The organism is Bacteroidetes bacterium GWF2_43_63 (genome assembly GCA_001769275.1).
Taxonomy (GTDB): domain Bacteria; phylum Bacteroidota; class Bacteroidia; order Bacteroidales; family DTU049; genus GWF2-43-63.
On the sequence record MEOQ01000019.1, the window covers coordinates 91,299 to 106,280 of the forward strand.

Here is a 14,982-nt window from a genome sequence, read left to right on the forward strand (position 1 = left end):
AAAAAGTTCTGATGAGTATATTATTCAAATGTAACGTTGAGTCCAAGACCCTTTAGTTCATGTACAAGTACGTTGAACGATTCAGGGATGCCTGGTTTCGGCATGGGTTCGCCTTTGACAATGGCTTCATACGCCTTGGCCCTACCCATAACGTCATCAGACTTGATGGTAAGCACTTCTCGCAGAATGTGAGCTGCGCCGAATGCTTCGAGAGCCCAGACTTCCATTTCACCAAAACGCTGACCGCCAAACTGGGCTTTACCGCCAAGAGGCTGCTGCGTGATGAGTGAATATGGTCCGATGGAACGAGCATGCATCTTATCATCAACAAGGTGGTGAAGTTTCAGCATATAGATAACACCAACCGTTGCTGGCTGATCAAACTGAACACCGGTTCCTCCGTCACGTAGATAAGTCTTGCCATTTTTCGGCAAACCTGCTTTCTCGAGGTAATCATTGATTTGTACAACCGATGCTCCGTCGAAAATTGGCGTGGCGAATTTTGTCCCCAGTTTCAAACCTGCCCATGCAAGAATGGTTTCGTAAATCTGTCCAAGGTTCATACGACTAGGCACACCAAGTGGATTCAATACGATGTCAACTGGTGATCCATCTTCGAGGTATGGCATGTCCTCGTCACGGACGATTCGTGCTACAATACCCTTGTTTCCATGTCGGCCGGCCATTTTATCCCCTACGCGAAGCTTACGTTTTTTAGCAATGTAAACTTTCGCCAGCTGCACAATACCTGTCGGTAATTCATCACCAACCTGGGTGACAAATTTTTTGCGCTGGTAAATTCCAAGGACTTCCTTGTATTTGATTTCAAAGTTGTGCAGCAAGCGCTGAACCAGCTCATTCACCTTAGCCTCTTTTGTCCAGTTTGTCGGAATAATATTGATGAAATCAACATTACTTAGAGCTTTGGCTGTGAACTTTGTTCCTTTTGTTATGACTTCCTGTCTCAGGTTGTTGGTAACTCCCTGGCAAACCTGTCCATCAGTAACAGTAAGCAATTTTTCGATCAGGCGTTTGCGTATTTCAGCTACCTGACTTTCGAATTCACCTTCAAGCGTATCAAGGGTTGATTTCTCCTTGGTTTTTGCCTTCTTGTCCTTGATGGAACGGCTGAACAATTTCTTGTCAATAACAACACCGCTCACACCGGGAGGTGCTTTCAGAGATGCATCCTTGACATCACCGGCTTTGTCGCCGAAAATGGCACGGAGTAGTTTCTCCTCAGGAGTCGGGTCAGTTTCACCTTTTGGTGTAATTTTCCCGATCAGAATATCACCTTCTTTCACCTCGGCTCCGACACGGATCAGACCGCTTGAATCAAGGTTTCGGATGGCTTCAAGACTAACGTTTGGAATATCGCTGGTAAGTTCTTCAATACCTCGTTTGGTATCGCGGACTTCCATGATAAATTCTTCGATGTGAATGGAGGTGAATACATCTTCGCGCACAACGCGCTCTGAGATTACGATGGCATCCTCAAAGTTATAACCTTTCCAGGGCATAAATGCCACCAGCAGGTTGCGACCAAGGGCCAGCTCTCCATTATCGGTTGCATAACCCTCGCAGAGCACCTGTCCTTTGTGTACCTTCTGCCCTTTTTTCACAATGGGCTTCAGGTTAATGGTAGTGCTTTGATTGGTTTTTGCAAATTTGGTCAGGTGATAGGTCTTAATATCATCTTCAAACGAAACGAGTTTTTCAGTATCGTTTCTGTGATAGCGGATGGTAATCTGACGGGCGTCAACTTTTTCTACAACGCCGTCACCATCAGCGTTCATCAGAACGCGGCTATCCTGAGCCACTTTGCCTTCGAGACCGGTTGCAACAATAGGTGCTTCGGGGCAGAGGAGCGGAACAGCCTGACGCATCATGTTTGAACCCATGAGGGCGCGGTTGGCATCATCGTGCTCCAGGAACGGGATGAGCGAAGCCGCAATCGATGCAATCTGATTGGGAGCAACATCCATCATGTCCAGATTTGTTCTGTCAACAATCGGGTAATCGGCAAGGTGACGGGCTTTGATCTTTTCTTCAGTGAAATGACCTTTTTCGTCAACCGGTGTACTGGCCTGTGCAATGATTTTTTCCTCTTCGTCTTCAGCCGAAAGATAAACAGGAATTGATTTCATATCAACAATCCCTTTTGTTACCTTGCGGTAAGGAGTTTCGATGAAACCAAGCTGGTTGATTTTGGCGTAAACGCAGAGTGAAGAAATAAGACCGATATTCGGACCTTCAGGTGTTTCAATGGTGCAGAGTCGTCCATAATGTGTATAGTGAACGTCACGAACCTCGAAACCTGCACGCTCACGGGAAAGACCGCCTGGCCCCAGCGCCGAAATACGGCGTTTGTGCGTTAGCTCCGAAAGCGGATTGGTCTGATCCATGAATTGAGACAGCTGATTGGTTCCAAAGAATGAATTGATCACAGAAGACAAAGTCTTGGCATTGATCAGGTCAATCGGTTTGAAAACTTCATTGTCGCGGACGTTCATACGTTCGCGGATTGTACGGGCCATACGTGCAAGTCCGACTCCAAACTGAGCATATAATTGCTCACCTACAGTACGGACGCGACGATTGGAAAGGTGATCGATATCATCAACATCAGCTTTGCTGTTGATGAGTTCAACCAGATATTTAATAATGTCGATGATATCATCCTTGGTTAGGATGCGATCTTCTTTATTCTTATGACCAAGTTTACGGTTAATGCGGTACCGGCCTACTTCTCCAAGGTCATATCGCTTGTCGGAGAAGAATAGCTTATCAATGATTCCACGGGCGGTTTCCTCATCGGGCGGTTCAGCATTACGAAGCTGACGGTAAATATATTCAACAGCTTCTTTTGCATTGTTGGCTGTGTCTTTCTGCAGAGTGTTGAAAATAACACTATAGTCAGCATTAGCAGCGTCTTCTTTGTGCAGCAGAATGGTTTTGACACCGCTGTTTGCAATGATATCGATGTGTTTTTCTTCAATAACGGTTTCGCGTTCCAGAATCACTTCTGTACGTTCCATTGAAACAACTTCACCAGTATCTTCGTCAACAAAGTCCTCGACCCATGCTTTAACAACTCTGGCAGCCAGTCGGCGGCCAACTTCTTTTTTCAGACCAACTTTTGAAACTTTAATTTCTTCGGCCAGGTCGAAAAGTTCGAGAATTTGTTTGTCGCTTTCCCAGCCAATGGCCCGGAGAAGAGTCGTGACAGGTAATTTTTTCTTACGGTCGATATACGCGTACATCACATTATGGATGTCGGTAGCAAACTCCATCCACGATCCTTTGAACGGGATAATACGGGCGGAGTAAAGAATCGATCCGTTGGGATGGCGGCTGGATCCGAAGAATACACCAGGGCTGCGGTGCAGCTGGGATACAACAACGCGCTCAGCACCATTAATTACAAAGGTGCCTTTGTCGGTCATATACGGGATCATGCCTAAATAAACGTCCTGAGTGATGGTTTCAAAATCCTCATGCTCAGGATCCGTACAGTACAACTTCAGCTTGGCTTTCAGTGGCACACTGTGCGTCAGACCTCGCTCAATGCACTCGTCAATCGAGTAGCGTGGCGGGTCAATATAATAATCAAGAAATTCCAGAACAAAATTGTTCCGGGTATCGGAAATGGGAAAGTTTTCGGCGAAGACCTTGTATAACCCTTCATTCTTTCTGTTATCAGGTGTTGTTTCCAACTGGAAAAAGTCCTGGAAGGACTTGACCTGGATTTCAAGAAAATCAGGATAATCGGGTTGAGAGGTTGACGCGAAAGTGACTCTCTGGTTTTTGGGATTTGTTGTCAATTCAGTACGGTTTTATGTTGATCGACAATTAAAAATATTAAATGGTTAAGACCTCTGACAAATGAAAGAGGTCTTAACCAGGCAAAGCAGGCGAGAAGTTATTTGAGTTCAACTTCTGCTCCGGCTTCTTCAAGTGCTTTTTTCAGAGCTTCGGCTTCGTCTTTACCAATTTTTTCCTTGATGGCCTTTGGAGCTGCGTCAACAAGTTCCTTGGCTTCTTTGAGACCGAGGCTGGTAAGCTCTTTCACGAGTTTTACAACTGCGAGTTTAGCTTGACCGGCACTTTTCAGTATCACATCAAATTCGCTCTTTTCTTCAGCAACTGCATCAGCGGGACCGGCGGCGGCAACTACAGTAGCTGCTGCGGGCTCGATGCCATGATCGTCTTTCAGTATTTGGAGAAGTTCTGTTACTTCTTTTACAGTCAGGTTAACTAACTGATCAGCAAAAACTTTTAAATCTGCCATTTTTTATTTCCTTTTTTTACGGTTAAACATTTAATTACGCGGCATCTTTGTCCGCAATGGTTTTCAGAGCGCCAGCTACCTTGATAGCAGGTGATTTGAGGGCAAGAACTACATCGGCAATAAGCTCATGACGTGTTTTGATTCCAGCGAGGAATCCGAGCTGATCATCACCAATGATGGTCATTTCCATCACATAGGCTCCTTTTAGCACTGGCATCTTGGCTTTCTTGCGAAATTCCTGGATCAGCGCTGCAGGTGCTTTGGGCACATCTGACAACATCACAGCGGAAGAGCCTTTTAATACCGGGAGGAGTTCTGAAAAATCCTTTCCGGAATTTTCAAGAGCCTTTTTCAGTAAGGTGTTTTTCACCATCTGCAGCTGAATGTTGCGTTTGAAACACATTCTGCGGAGTGTTGAGGTCTGTTCTGCATTAAGGCCTAAAATATCGGCTATATACACAACCTCAAACTTCTTCAGTGTTTCAGTCAGCTCAGCTACAATTAGGTTTTTGTCTTCCTTTGTTTTCATAAGTTGAACTTTCTGTTAGGGTTTAGTTGGAGACACTTTTAACATCAATGTGTATCCCCGGACTCATTGTGCTCGATAAAAACACACTCTTCACGTAGGTTCCCTTGGTTGTTGTAGGCTTCAGTTTGATAATTGTTGACAGGATTTCACGGGCATTATCTTCGAGCTTATCAACGCTGAATGAAGATTTACCTACTGAAGAATGGATAATTCCATACTTGTCAACTTTAAAATCAATTTTACCAGCTTTAACATCGGCAATTGCTTTACCGACTTCCATGGTCACCGTCCCGGTTTTGGGGTTGGGCATAAGGCCACGGGGGCCGAGGATCTTACCCAGCGCACCAACCTTGGGCATTACATTAGGAGTTGTTATTACAACATCCACGTCGGTCCAGCCACCTTTGATTTTGGCGATATAATCGTCAAGACCAACGTGATCGGCACCGGCAGCTTTGGCTTCTTCTTCCTTTTCAGGACCGCAGAGAACCAAAACCCGGACTGTTTTACCCGTACCATGAGGAAGCGTCACAGTGCCGCGAACCATTTGATTCGCTTTTCGGGGGTCAACGCCCAGTCGGACATCGAGGTCAACCGATGAATCGAATTTTGTGTAGGAAAGCTCCTTCACAAGCTTCAATGCGTCAGTCAACGTATATTGAGCAGCTTTGTCGAATTTGCTTAAGGCTTCTTTTCTTTTCTTGGAAATTCTCGCCATGTCAGTTCTTTTTTTTATTATGCATTAGTTTCGAAAGGGGCAGTGCCGGTAACTTTGATACCCATACTCCGGGCTGTTCCTGCTACCATGCGCATAGCTGATTCAACTGTGAAACAGTTAAGGTCAACCATTTTTGCATCAGCAATAGCTTGAATCTCTTCCCAGGTTATCGATGCCACCTTGTCGCGATTAGGCTCGCCTGATCCTTTTTGGATTTTGGCCTTTTCCAGAAGCTGTACAGCTACCGGAGGAGTCTTAACGATAAAGTCAAATGACTTGTCTTTGTAAACCGTAATAATGCAGGGGAGCAACTTGCCGGCCTGCTCCTGCGTACGTGCGTTAAACTGCTTGCAGAACTCCATGATGTTCACGCCCTTGGAACCCAATGCAGGTCCTACGGGTGGTGAAGGATTGGCGGCTCCTCCTTTAATTTGCAGCTTAATTAATCCAGCAACTTCTTTTGCCATGAGATTTGTCTTTTTACTCGTTTATTATTCTTTTTCAACCTGCATAAAACTCAACTCGAGCGGAGTTTTTCTGCCAAATATTTTTACCATGACCTTGAGCTTTTTACGCTCTTCGTTCACTTCTTCTATGACACCGGAGAAGCTGTTGAACGGGCCGTCTATTACGCGCACAGATTCACCAACCAGAAATGTTTCGTACATCTCTTCTCCTTTGTCGGCCAGTTCGTCCACTTTGCCCAAAATGCGGTTAACCTCATTCTGACGCATTGGGATGGCTTCACCCTTGCTTCCGAGGAAGCCGAGTACGCCCGGCACACTCTTTATAATGTGTTCAATTTCACTGTCAAGAACAGCTTCAACAAGTATGTACCCGGGAAAGAAATTTCTTTCCTTGGTCACTTTTTTGCCTTTGCGGATCTGGAATACTTTTTCCATAGGTATTAATACCTGTGACACAGCATCTTGAAAACCAAGGCGGGCAATTTCATTATCAATGTATTGCTTCACCTTCTTTTCGCTTCCGCTGACCGCACGGACTACATACCATTTCTTTGATTCTTCGCTGCTCATGGTTGTTGTTTACTAAAAAAGTCCGTAAACCAGTTTCAGAAGGTTCTCAAAAGAAAGGTCAATCACAAGCACCACACCTGCAATGATAAGAGAGGCGATGGAAACGACGATGGCGCTTTCAGTCAGCTCAGGCCATGTGGGCCAGCTCACCTTGTTCAGCATCTCTTCCTTAACTTCTCTGAGGTTATTTAATAACTTTCTCATCTTTTGATTTTTCTAGCCTTGTGTGCACGGGTGGTAGGAGTCGAACCCACAGCCTACGGTTTTGGAGACCGCCACTCTACCAATTGAGCTACACCCGTGTGTGAAAAGTATTCACTTATATTTCAAAGCGAATACTCTTCACTAAAGGTTGTTTATTAGTCCAGAATTTCAGTTACCTGACCTGCACCAACCGTACGACCGCCTTCACGGATAGCGAAACGGAGGTTCTGATTCATTGCAATCTCGGTGATGAGATTAACAGTGATAGAGAGGTTGTCGCCAGGCATAACCATTTCAACACCGTCCGGAAGTACAACTTCGCCGGTTACGTCAGTGGTGCGGAAATAGAATTGAGGACGATATTTGTTGTGGAACGGAGTGTGACGTCCGCCTTCTTCTTTCTTCAGAATCACAACCTCAGCTTTGAAAACTTTGTGAGGTTTGATTGAACCCGGTTTCGCGATAACCATACCACGACGGATTTCGTTTTTGTCGATTCCGCGGAGGAGAAGACCTACGTTGTCGCCAGCTTCGCCACGATCAAGGATCTTGCGGAACATTTCAACACCGGTTACAACTGATTTCAGTTTTTCTGCACCGAGGCCAAGAATATCAACTGATTCACCAGAATTGATAACGCCTGTTTCAATACGACCGGTAGCAACTGTACCACGGCCAGTGATTGAGAACACGTCTTCAATTGGCATCAGGAATTCTTTTTCCATTGCACGTACAGGAATTGGAATGAAGCTGTCAACAGCTGCCATTAATTCCATAATTTTCTCAACCCAAACTGGTTCTTTATTGAGACCACCAAGAGCTGAACCACGGATAATCGGGGTGTTGTCACCATCGAAACCGTAGAAACTCAGAAGATCACGGATATCCATTTCAACGAGGTCGAGAAGTTCTTCATCATCAACAAGGTCAACCTTGTTCATGAAAACAACTATTTTAGGAACACCTACCTGGCGGGCCAGAAGGATATGTTCACGAGTTTGCGGCATAGGGCCGTCAGTTGCGGCAACAACCAAAATAGCACCGTCCATCTGAGCAGCACCGGTAACCATGTTCTTTACGTAGTCAGCGTGACCAGGACAGTCAACGTGAGCGTAATGACGGTTTTCGGTCGCATACTCAACGTGTGCGGTGTTGATGGTAATACCACGTTCTTTTTCTTCAGGAGCGTTGTCGATTGAATCGAATGACCTGAATTCTGCGAAACCCTTATCTGCAAGATTAAGAGTGATAGCGGCGGTTAACGTCGTTTTACCATGGTCAACGTGGCCGATGGTACCGATGTTAACGTGCGGCTTACTGCGATCGAATTTTTCTTTTGCCATGCTGTTTGTCTGTTTATTGTTACTGTTTGTTTTAAATACCGAAAGAGCCTTTGGGGAGAGTTGAACTCCCGACCCCTTCCTTACCAAGGAAGTGCTCTACCCCTGAGCTACAAAGGCATTCTTCGAGCGGAAGACGGGGCTCGAACCCGCCACCTAAAGCTTGGAAGGCTTTCGCTCTACCAAATGAGCTACTTCCGCTTAAAATTTTGTGGGGAGAGAAGGATTCGAACCTCCGAAGGTTGCCCAACAGATTTACAGTCTGCCCCGTTTAGCCACTCTGGAATCTCCCCATTATTTTGCATTTTCCAAAAAAGAGCCGATGAAGGGACTCGAACCCCCGACAGGCGGTTTACAAAACCGCTACTCTACCAACTGAGTTACATCGGCACTGGAAAATATTGAAACACAATGATAAACAACGATCCCTTTTATTTGAATACTCTTATAAAAAAAGCAGTCCCTTAAATTGGGACTGCAAAAGTACAAAGATTTTTTAAAACACCAAACAATTTTGAAAAATTATTTTTTAAGGGTGAATTTTGTCCTTATGTTTGAGCAATTGCTTTTTAATTGCATCGAGCGCTGAGTCTGTCGCTTCCTCAAATGTCTTACACTGTTTTTTTGCAAATAAATCATTGCCTGGAATATTTAGCCTGATTTCGGCGATTTTATTTTCCTGATTTTCCGAATTATCCAGTCGCAGTATAACTTCCCCGCTAATCAAATTGTCGTAATTAGTGGCAAGTTTTGTAATTTTTTCCTGGATAAAGTCCTCAAGGCTTTTGTCAGCTTTGAATTTTACTGAACTGATGCTGATTTTCATAATTTTTCCTCCTTTGTTTTAGGATTTAGGGTGAGACTTGTGGTAGATTTCCTTTAGTTGCTTAATATTTGTGTGCGTGTAAATTTGTGTTGCCGCCAGGTTGGCATGTCCCAGCAATTCCTTGATCGAATTCAGGTCGGCTCCGTTTTGCAGCAAATGAGTGGCAAAGGTATGCCTCATCACATGGGGGCTCTTTTTACTGAGCGATGAAACACTGTCAAGGTAGCCGTGAATTGTGCGGTACACGAATTTTGGATAGAGTTTTTTGCCTGTGTTGGTGAGAAAATAATTCGGATCTGTTTCAAGATCGTCGAACCATGTTTCCTTAAGCTCGTCGTGGGCTTTCATCCGGGTAAGCAATTGCTCACTAAACGGCACTATCCGTTCTTTATTTCTTTTGCCGAGAATTTTAATAGTGCATTTGCTGTAATCGATGTCGCTTATTTTTATTCCAATCAGTTCACTCAGTCGCATTCCGGTTGCATAGAAAAATTCAAACATCAGATGATTGCGCACAGAGGGATAGTCGTTATCGTTTTCGCCGGAGTGAATGATCGTGCTTACTGATTTTTCATCAGCAAATACCGGCAAGCGCCCGGGCAATTTGGGCAGCGGAATATTTCGGGTCGGGTTGGTTTCGGTCAATCCTATATATATAAGGTACCGATAAAATGAAGACACTGCTGTTTTTTTTCTTCGCAGACTGCGTGGATTGTAATCATGAGCTGCCATATCGGCAAGCCATGAACGGACTACAGAAGGTGTACACTTTTCAAAGGCTAAACCTTGATAGTTTTCGTCCAGATATTTCCTGAACGAGTCAAGGTCGGTGCGGTAAGAAATGGCAGTGTGTACAGAGAATCTTTTTTCCTTGGTGAGGTATGTGATGAACCGTTCAATCATAAAAAAATCCCACTAACCGGTGATTAATGGGATAAAGATAGTAATTTATTACTCAAAAGTCAAGCACTACCCGTTCATTTGTTTTGAAAGCAGTCGCTGAACGTACAAAGCTTTAGACTGACTGTCCCTTTTACGGGCAGAGGGTTTGGTAAATTTTTGGCGGTCACGAAGTTCACGGGCTACGCCTGTTTTTTCAAATTTACGTTTCAGTTTCTTCAACGCTTTGTCAATGGTGTCACCTTCCTTTAGTGTAACAATGATCATATCGATTCTCCTTTCGATTGGTTATTAAATTGGGCTGCAAAGGTATTAAAAAATTCCATTATAATACAATCAATTGAATAAAAATTGATTTTCCGTGTCATAAAACGCAATTTGTACGTTTTTTTATCGATGTTTGTTAAATTGTTGAATTCAATCAAAACTAGAACTATTGCAAACAAAATTGCGGGTTTTCGATGTTGAATCTGTATGTTATTGCTATTACATGCATGTTAATATGTAAAATTTAGCAATGTTGGAATTAAACATCGTCGATGAATTTGTATCAAACGTCACGAGTGTCTCGTATAATAACGTTGCACATATTGTTGTCTTTCTGGAAATAAATAGCCTAATATGAAGAGCCTTTTACTATCACTCATTGTGATTTGCAATTTTTTACTCGCACAGGCTCAAGCTCCTGTGGCGAATTTCATTGCAATCACGCCTACTTCGGGATGCGGTTTTCTCTCGGTCACTTTTCAGGATCAAAGCACCGGGAATCCTACCAGCTGGAACTGGGATTTCGGCGATGGTACCACCCATTCGACTTTGCAAAACCCAACCCATGTGTATTCTACCAACGGTACATATACCGTTAAACTTACTGTTACCAATGCTTCCGGCAGCAATTCGTTCACCCGGACAAATTACATTGTGGTTCACAAGAAACCGGTGGCGAATTTTTCAGGGTTGCCTGTCAGCGGTTGTCAGCCACTTACAGTGCAGTTTAGCGATGTCACAACGCTTGGCGACGGGCCTATTTCGAACTGGAACTGGAATTTCGGTGATGGCTTCAGCTCTACAACGGGCAATCCTTCTCATACTTACACCAATACCGGTTCTTTCAATATTGTGCTACTCATAACCGATATTTATGGATGCTCAGCAAATAAAACTGTCAATAGTTATATTACTGTTTATCCCAACCCGGTTGCAGGATTCACCAGCACCAACAATACGGCATGCAGCTCGCCCGCAACCGTCGACTTCACAAACACTTCAACAGGAGCTGGCCTGACTTATTTATGGAATTTTGGCGACGGCGGAACCAGTACCGATCAGAATCCATCGCATCAATACACAACAGGTCAGTACACAGTCACGCTCATCGTTACAAATTCCAACGGTTGTGAGGACACGCTGGTGATGAATAATTTTGTAAATATTGTTGTTCCGGTGCCCAATGTTACATTTGGTCCAAATGCCGGCTGCAAGCCATTACCTGTAAGTTTTCAATGTCTTAATACCGGTATTGCCAGTGCTTCCTGGAATTTCGGCGATGGAGGCACATCTACAGCTTTAAATCCTTCACACACATACACCAATTCCGGAATATACACCATTACTTTTTCAGCGGTTGACACTTATGGATGTCCCATGGATACTCAGTTTACAGATACCATTGAAGTGTATCCGTCGCCTGTTTTCAATTTTTCGGCTGTTGACCCGGTTGGTTGTATGATCCCATTTACTGTTGATTTTGTCGCTGATCCGGGTTTTGTAAACTATGTCTGGAGTTTCGGCGGGCCTGATACAGCCAATGCTTCCAATACCTATAATGCATTCGGAAATTTTCCCGTAACGCTGACTGTAACGGATACCAATGGCTGTGTAGGAGTATTAACGAAACCAAACTATGTACAGATTGCACCGCCGCCGGTGACTTTTTCCGCCGATGTGTTTTCGGGTTGCGCACCGCTTGATGTGCAGTTTACATCAGCTTCGGGCGGAGCAGGAACAACCTACATCTGGAATTATGGCGATGGTTCGCCACTGGACACAGCGATTAATCCTCTCCACATCTACGGCGATTCCGGGGTGTTTAATGTTACGCTTTCAATTATCAATGCTGAAGGTTGCCCCAACACTATAACCATGAATAATTATATCATGGCGGGCCTTCTACCTCAGGTTGGTTTTTTTGCTGAAGACACCATTGTGTGTTACAGCGAAATGGTTTATTTTCACGACAGCTCAAGCAGCTACGTTGAAAGCTGGAACTGGGATTTTGGCGACGGACAGTTTGGAAGTGGTCCGGATCCAACGCACCAGTATGGAGATACAGGAACATTTACTATTTCTTTGGTTGCGACTCACAATGGTTGCCGCGATACGCTGGTCAAAGAGGATTATATCGTTATCTGGCCACCAATTGCAGCTTTTTCGCCTTCACCTGCATTGCTTTGTTCATATCCCGACACTGTGCACTTTACCGATCAGTCGGTCGGTGCCGAAACCTGGCTCTGGACTTTTGATGATGGAGGAACAGATACTATTCAGAACCCCGACTATATATACTCTGCTCCCGGACAATATATGGTTGAATTACTCGTGACAAATTCCAATGGCTGCCGCGACTCGATTGAAGTACAGGTAAGGGTGGATGAGGTTTTTGCGAACTTTCAATCCAATATCCCCGAGGTCTGTATGTATGATCCGGTATTGTTTTCAGATCTTTCCACTGCATATGTTTCCATTGCAAACAGAGCATGGACTTTTGGTGATGGAGCAAATTCTTCCGGCGCGCCCGCTTCGGTAAGTCATAGCTACAATGCGGCCGGGATATACGATGTGACGCTTCTGGCAACAGATAGCTGGGGTTGCACTGACGATACTACAATAACCAGTATAATAACCGTTGATCAGCTTCCTTCGCCGAATTTCTCGCCTACAACTCCTCTTACGGGGTGCACTCCGCTTACGGTTGAATTTGCCGATAACAGCACTGCCGCAGCACCTGCTGTCTTGACCAATTGGTTGTGGAATTTTGGAAACGGCTCCACATCTACAGCTCATCCTACGGTGCAGTATACTTATTACACAGCTGGCAACTATAATATTTCGCTCACAGTAACTGATTCAAAAGGTTGCGACAGCACAAAAATTTTCTACAATTACGTGCATCCGACCAAACCAAACCCCTCATTTCACACCACTCATACCAACAACGTTTTCTGCTATTCAGAAACTGCGACATTCGTCAACACAAGTACTGCAGCCATTTCCTATGAATGGGATTTTGGTGATGGAAGTCCGGCCAGCACTTTGACCAACCCAACGCATACATACACGGTTGATACCACCACGGTTTTTACTGTTACTCTTGTTGCCACTGATGCCAATGGCTGTGACAGTGCTTATTCCTTGAATATTACCGTCTCGATGCCGTTCCCCGATTTTTCTGCTCCCGTTGTGAGCACGCTTTGTCCACCGCTGATTGTTGATTTCAGTAATCAATCATCTTCGGATGTCACGCAGTTTTCGTGGAACTTTGGTGATGCCGGCAGTGGAACATCGAATACAAGCACAACTGCAAATCCGCAGCACGTGTATTATGAACCGGGTGATTATGACATTAGTTTGACTGTTACAAATAACTTCGGATGCACGATGGACACAGTGTTCCCGTTGTATGTAAATGTTGGTGGTCCGACCGGTGAATTCACCTATGCTCCTCTGTCGGGTTGCGCACCGTTGTTTGTGACTTTCACCACAACCAATCTGAATGCCGATTCGGTCAGAATGGTTTATGGCGATGGCTTTTCTGATTTTGATACGGGCAGTGTAACTTATACACATATCTATCAAACGGGCGGAGATTTTGTGCCTACCATGATTCTTTATAATTACGATGATACCACCGGAGTAATGACATGCCAGATCATGAAACAGGATACCACCAAACCGATTCACGTGATTTCGGGTATCCCTGATTTTACATCCAATACTCCCATTTGCCCGAATATGCCGATGCAATTTATCGACGGTTCGCTGGTGTATGGAACAATTTCTTCCTGGGCTTGGGATTTCGGAAACAGCTCCACAAGCACGTTGCAAAATCCAACCACATCCTACGACTCGCCGGGTTTCTATACGGTTTCACTTTCAATAACGGTTGAAGGAATCTGTAATTACGACACGGTGAAACAATTTTATGTGGAAGTGTTGTCAACGCCTGATGTCCCGATTTTATTCAGTCATACCGCTGCGTGCGGGCCGGTTACGACTGATTTTACCGTTGAAACAGATTCGCTTATTTATCCTTCTCCGGTCTTTGTTTGGGACTTTGATAATGGCGACATATCTACCGATTCGATGACAACTTCAACAGTTTTTAACTCTACCGGCGTTTACAATGTTTTGCTCACCGTGACTTATTCCAACGGATGTACAATGACAGATTCGGTACCGGTTCAGATTTATGCAAACACCATCCCGGAGGTTTCGTGTAATCCTCAGCCCAACCCTGTTCTTGCTGAAATGGAGGTTACTCTTTTAAACACCACAAACACTTTCGGTATTCCTGTCGAACAGCTGATCTGGAGCTGGGATCTGGGCGACGGAACAATATCTGATCAGTACCAGCTTACCAATTCCTACAGCACCGAAGGGTTATATGACATTATTCTGATGGCTTTCACCGACAGCATGTGTTCTGATACGGCTCATTGTCCGCTGGTGGTTGGAGAACTTCTCAACATTCCAAACGTCTTTACGCCAAATGGAGATGGATTCAACGACTATTTCGAAATTGTTTATTACGGAACTTTATCGATGTTCGATCTTTCGATATTCAATCGATGGGGCAACGAAGTGTTTCACAGCACCAGCAAGGAATATCAGTGGGACGGCACCATTAACGGCTCCGAGGCTGCATCTGGAACATATTTCTACATTGTGAAAATCACAACAGAATCCGGAAAAACATTTGAGCAAAATGGCACTTGTACTTTACTGCGAGAGAATTAACGGGAAGAAATTTCCAGAAGCTTTTTCCTGACTTCGACACTTTGAAATTTCCAATTTTGTAAGAAATTGATATATACATTTATACAATTTTCAGGATGCTCAAATGGGTGTCCCGGCAAAA

General features: G+C 44.4%; 12 protein-coding genes and 5 tRNA genes. 1 reads left to right on the forward strand and 16 read right to left on the reverse strand.

Going from position 1 to position 14,982, the window contains the following annotated elements:
- Positions 1–20: 20 nt before the first annotated feature.
- The 16 genes from A2W93_13350 to A2W93_13425 all read right to left on the reverse strand — a co-directional run bounded on the left by A2W93_13350 (position 21) and on the right by A2W93_13425 (position 10,112).
- A complete protein-coding gene (locus A2W93_13350) occupies positions 21–3,824 on the reverse strand; it encodes a DNA-directed RNA polymerase subunit beta (protein ID OFY55165.1) in 3,804 nt (1,267 codons plus the stop codon).
- A 98-nt stretch (positions 3,825–3,922) separates the two neighbouring features.
- Positions 3,923–4,291 carry a 50S ribosomal protein L7/L12 gene (locus A2W93_13355; GenBank protein OFY55166.1) on the reverse strand — a complete coding sequence of 123 codons (369 nt, stop codon included), beginning with the start codon at positions 4,289–4,291 and terminating at the stop codon, positions 3,923–3,925.
- Between the two features lie 34 nt (positions 4,292–4,325).
- On the reverse strand, positions 4,326–4,820 hold the full coding sequence (locus A2W93_13360) for a 50S ribosomal protein L10 (GenBank protein ID OFY55167.1): 495 nt from the start codon (positions 4,818–4,820) through the stop codon (positions 4,326–4,328).
- A gap of 22 nt (positions 4,821–4,842) precedes the next feature.
- Positions 4,843–5,538, reverse strand: coding sequence for a 50S ribosomal protein L1 (locus A2W93_13365; GenBank protein OFY55168.1), 696 nt, complete (start codon positions 5,536–5,538; stop codon positions 4,843–4,845).
- A gap of 17 nt (positions 5,539–5,555) precedes the next feature.
- On the reverse strand, positions 5,556–6,005 hold the full coding sequence (locus tag A2W93_13370) for a 50S ribosomal protein L11 (protein OFY55169.1): 450 nt from the start codon (positions 6,003–6,005) through the stop codon (positions 5,556–5,558).
- Positions 6,006–6,029: 24 nt separating this feature from the next.
- Positions 6,030–6,575 (reverse strand): transcription termination/antitermination factor NusG, encoded by a 546-nt coding sequence (locus A2W93_13375; protein OFY55170.1) that lies wholly within the window; start codon positions 6,573–6,575, stop codon positions 6,030–6,032.
- 12 nt (positions 6,576–6,587) lie between these two features.
- The gene (locus A2W93_13380; protein OFY55171.1) at positions 6,588–6,779 is read right to left on the reverse strand and encodes a preprotein translocase subunit SecE; all 192 of its coding nucleotides are present in this window, start codon (positions 6,777–6,779) and stop codon (positions 6,588–6,590) included.
- Positions 6,780–6,804: 25 nt separating this feature from the next.
- Positions 6,805–6,877: transfer RNA gene (locus A2W93_13385), tRNA-Trp, on the reverse strand.
- A 57-nt stretch (positions 6,878–6,934) separates the two neighbouring features.
- Positions 6,935–8,122, reverse strand: coding sequence for a translation elongation factor Tu (locus A2W93_13390; GenBank protein ID OFY55172.1), 1,188 nt, complete (start codon positions 8,120–8,122; stop codon positions 6,935–6,937).
- A 45-nt stretch (positions 8,123–8,167) separates the two neighbouring features.
- Positions 8,168–8,239 (reverse strand) — tRNA-Thr (locus A2W93_13395).
- Between the two features lie 5 nt (positions 8,240–8,244).
- Positions 8,245–8,320 (reverse strand) — tRNA-Gly (locus A2W93_13400).
- Positions 8,321–8,328: 8 nt separating this feature from the next.
- A tRNA-Tyr gene (locus A2W93_13405) sits at positions 8,329–8,412 on the reverse strand.
- 24 nt (positions 8,413–8,436) lie between these two features.
- Positions 8,437–8,509: transfer RNA gene (locus A2W93_13410), tRNA-Thr, on the reverse strand.
- 139 nt (positions 8,510–8,648) lie between these two features.
- A complete protein-coding gene (locus A2W93_13415; protein OFY55173.1) occupies positions 8,649–8,945 on the reverse strand; it encodes a ribosomal subunit interface protein in 297 nt (98 codons plus the stop codon).
- Between the two features lie 18 nt (positions 8,946–8,963).
- Positions 8,964–9,848, reverse strand: a complete 885-nt coding sequence (locus A2W93_13420) for a hypothetical protein (protein ID OFY55174.1) — start codon at positions 9,846–9,848, stop codon at positions 8,964–8,966.
- A 66-nt stretch (positions 9,849–9,914) separates the two neighbouring features.
- Positions 9,915–10,112: a 30S ribosomal protein S21 gene (locus A2W93_13425; GenBank protein OFY55175.1), complete on the reverse strand. Its 198-nt coding sequence runs from the start codon at positions 10,110–10,112 to the stop codon at positions 9,915–9,917.
- A gap of 420 nt (positions 10,113–10,532) precedes the next feature.
- Here A2W93_13425 and A2W93_13430 point away from each other — a divergent pair, with 420 nt between their 5' ends.
- On the forward strand, positions 10,533–14,861 hold the full coding sequence (locus tag A2W93_13430; GenBank protein OFY55176.1) for a hypothetical protein: 4,329 nt from the start codon (positions 10,533–10,535) through the stop codon (positions 14,859–14,861).
- Positions 14,862–14,982: the final 121 nt, after the last annotated feature.

What these genes read in the sequence shown, in the direction of transcription:
- A2W93_13365 (OFY55168.1), bottom strand. Translation starts at nt 5,538, where the DNA reads ATGGCGAGAATTTCCAAGAAAAGAAAAGAAGCCTTAAGCAAATTCGAC.
- A2W93_13360 (OFY55167.1), bottom strand. Translation starts at nt 4,820, where the DNA reads ATGAAAACAAAGGAAGACAAAAACCTAATTGTAGCTGAGCTGACTGAA.
- A2W93_13425 (OFY55175.1), bottom strand. Translation starts at nt 10,112, where the DNA reads ATGATCATTGTTACACTAAAGGAAGGTGACACCATTGACAAAGCGTTG.
- A2W93_13380 (OFY55171.1), bottom strand. Translation starts at nt 6,779, where the DNA reads ATGAGAAAGTTATTAAATAACCTCAGAGAAGTTAAGGAAGAGATGCTG.
- A2W93_13370 (OFY55169.1), bottom strand. Translation starts at nt 6,005, where the DNA reads ATGGCAAAAGAAGTTGCTGGATTAATTAAGCTGCAAATTAAAGGAGGA.
- A2W93_13415 (OFY55173.1), bottom strand. Translation starts at nt 8,945, where the DNA reads ATGAAAATCAGCATCAGTTCAGTAAAATTCAAAGCTGACAAAAGCCTT.
- A2W93_13375 (OFY55170.1), bottom strand. Translation starts at nt 6,575, where the DNA reads ATGAGCAGCGAAGAATCAAAGAAATGGTATGTAGTCCGTGCGGTCAGC.
- A2W93_13390 (OFY55172.1), bottom strand. Translation starts at nt 8,122, where the DNA reads ATGGCAAAAGAAAAATTCGATCGCAGTAAGCCGCACGTTAACATCGGT.
- A2W93_13420 (OFY55174.1), bottom strand. Translation starts at nt 9,848, where the DNA reads ATGATTGAACGGTTCATCACATACCTCACCAAGGAAAAAAGATTCTCT.
- A2W93_13355 (OFY55166.1), bottom strand. Translation starts at nt 4,291, where the DNA reads ATGGCAGATTTAAAAGTTTTTGCTGATCAGTTAGTTAACCTGACTGTA.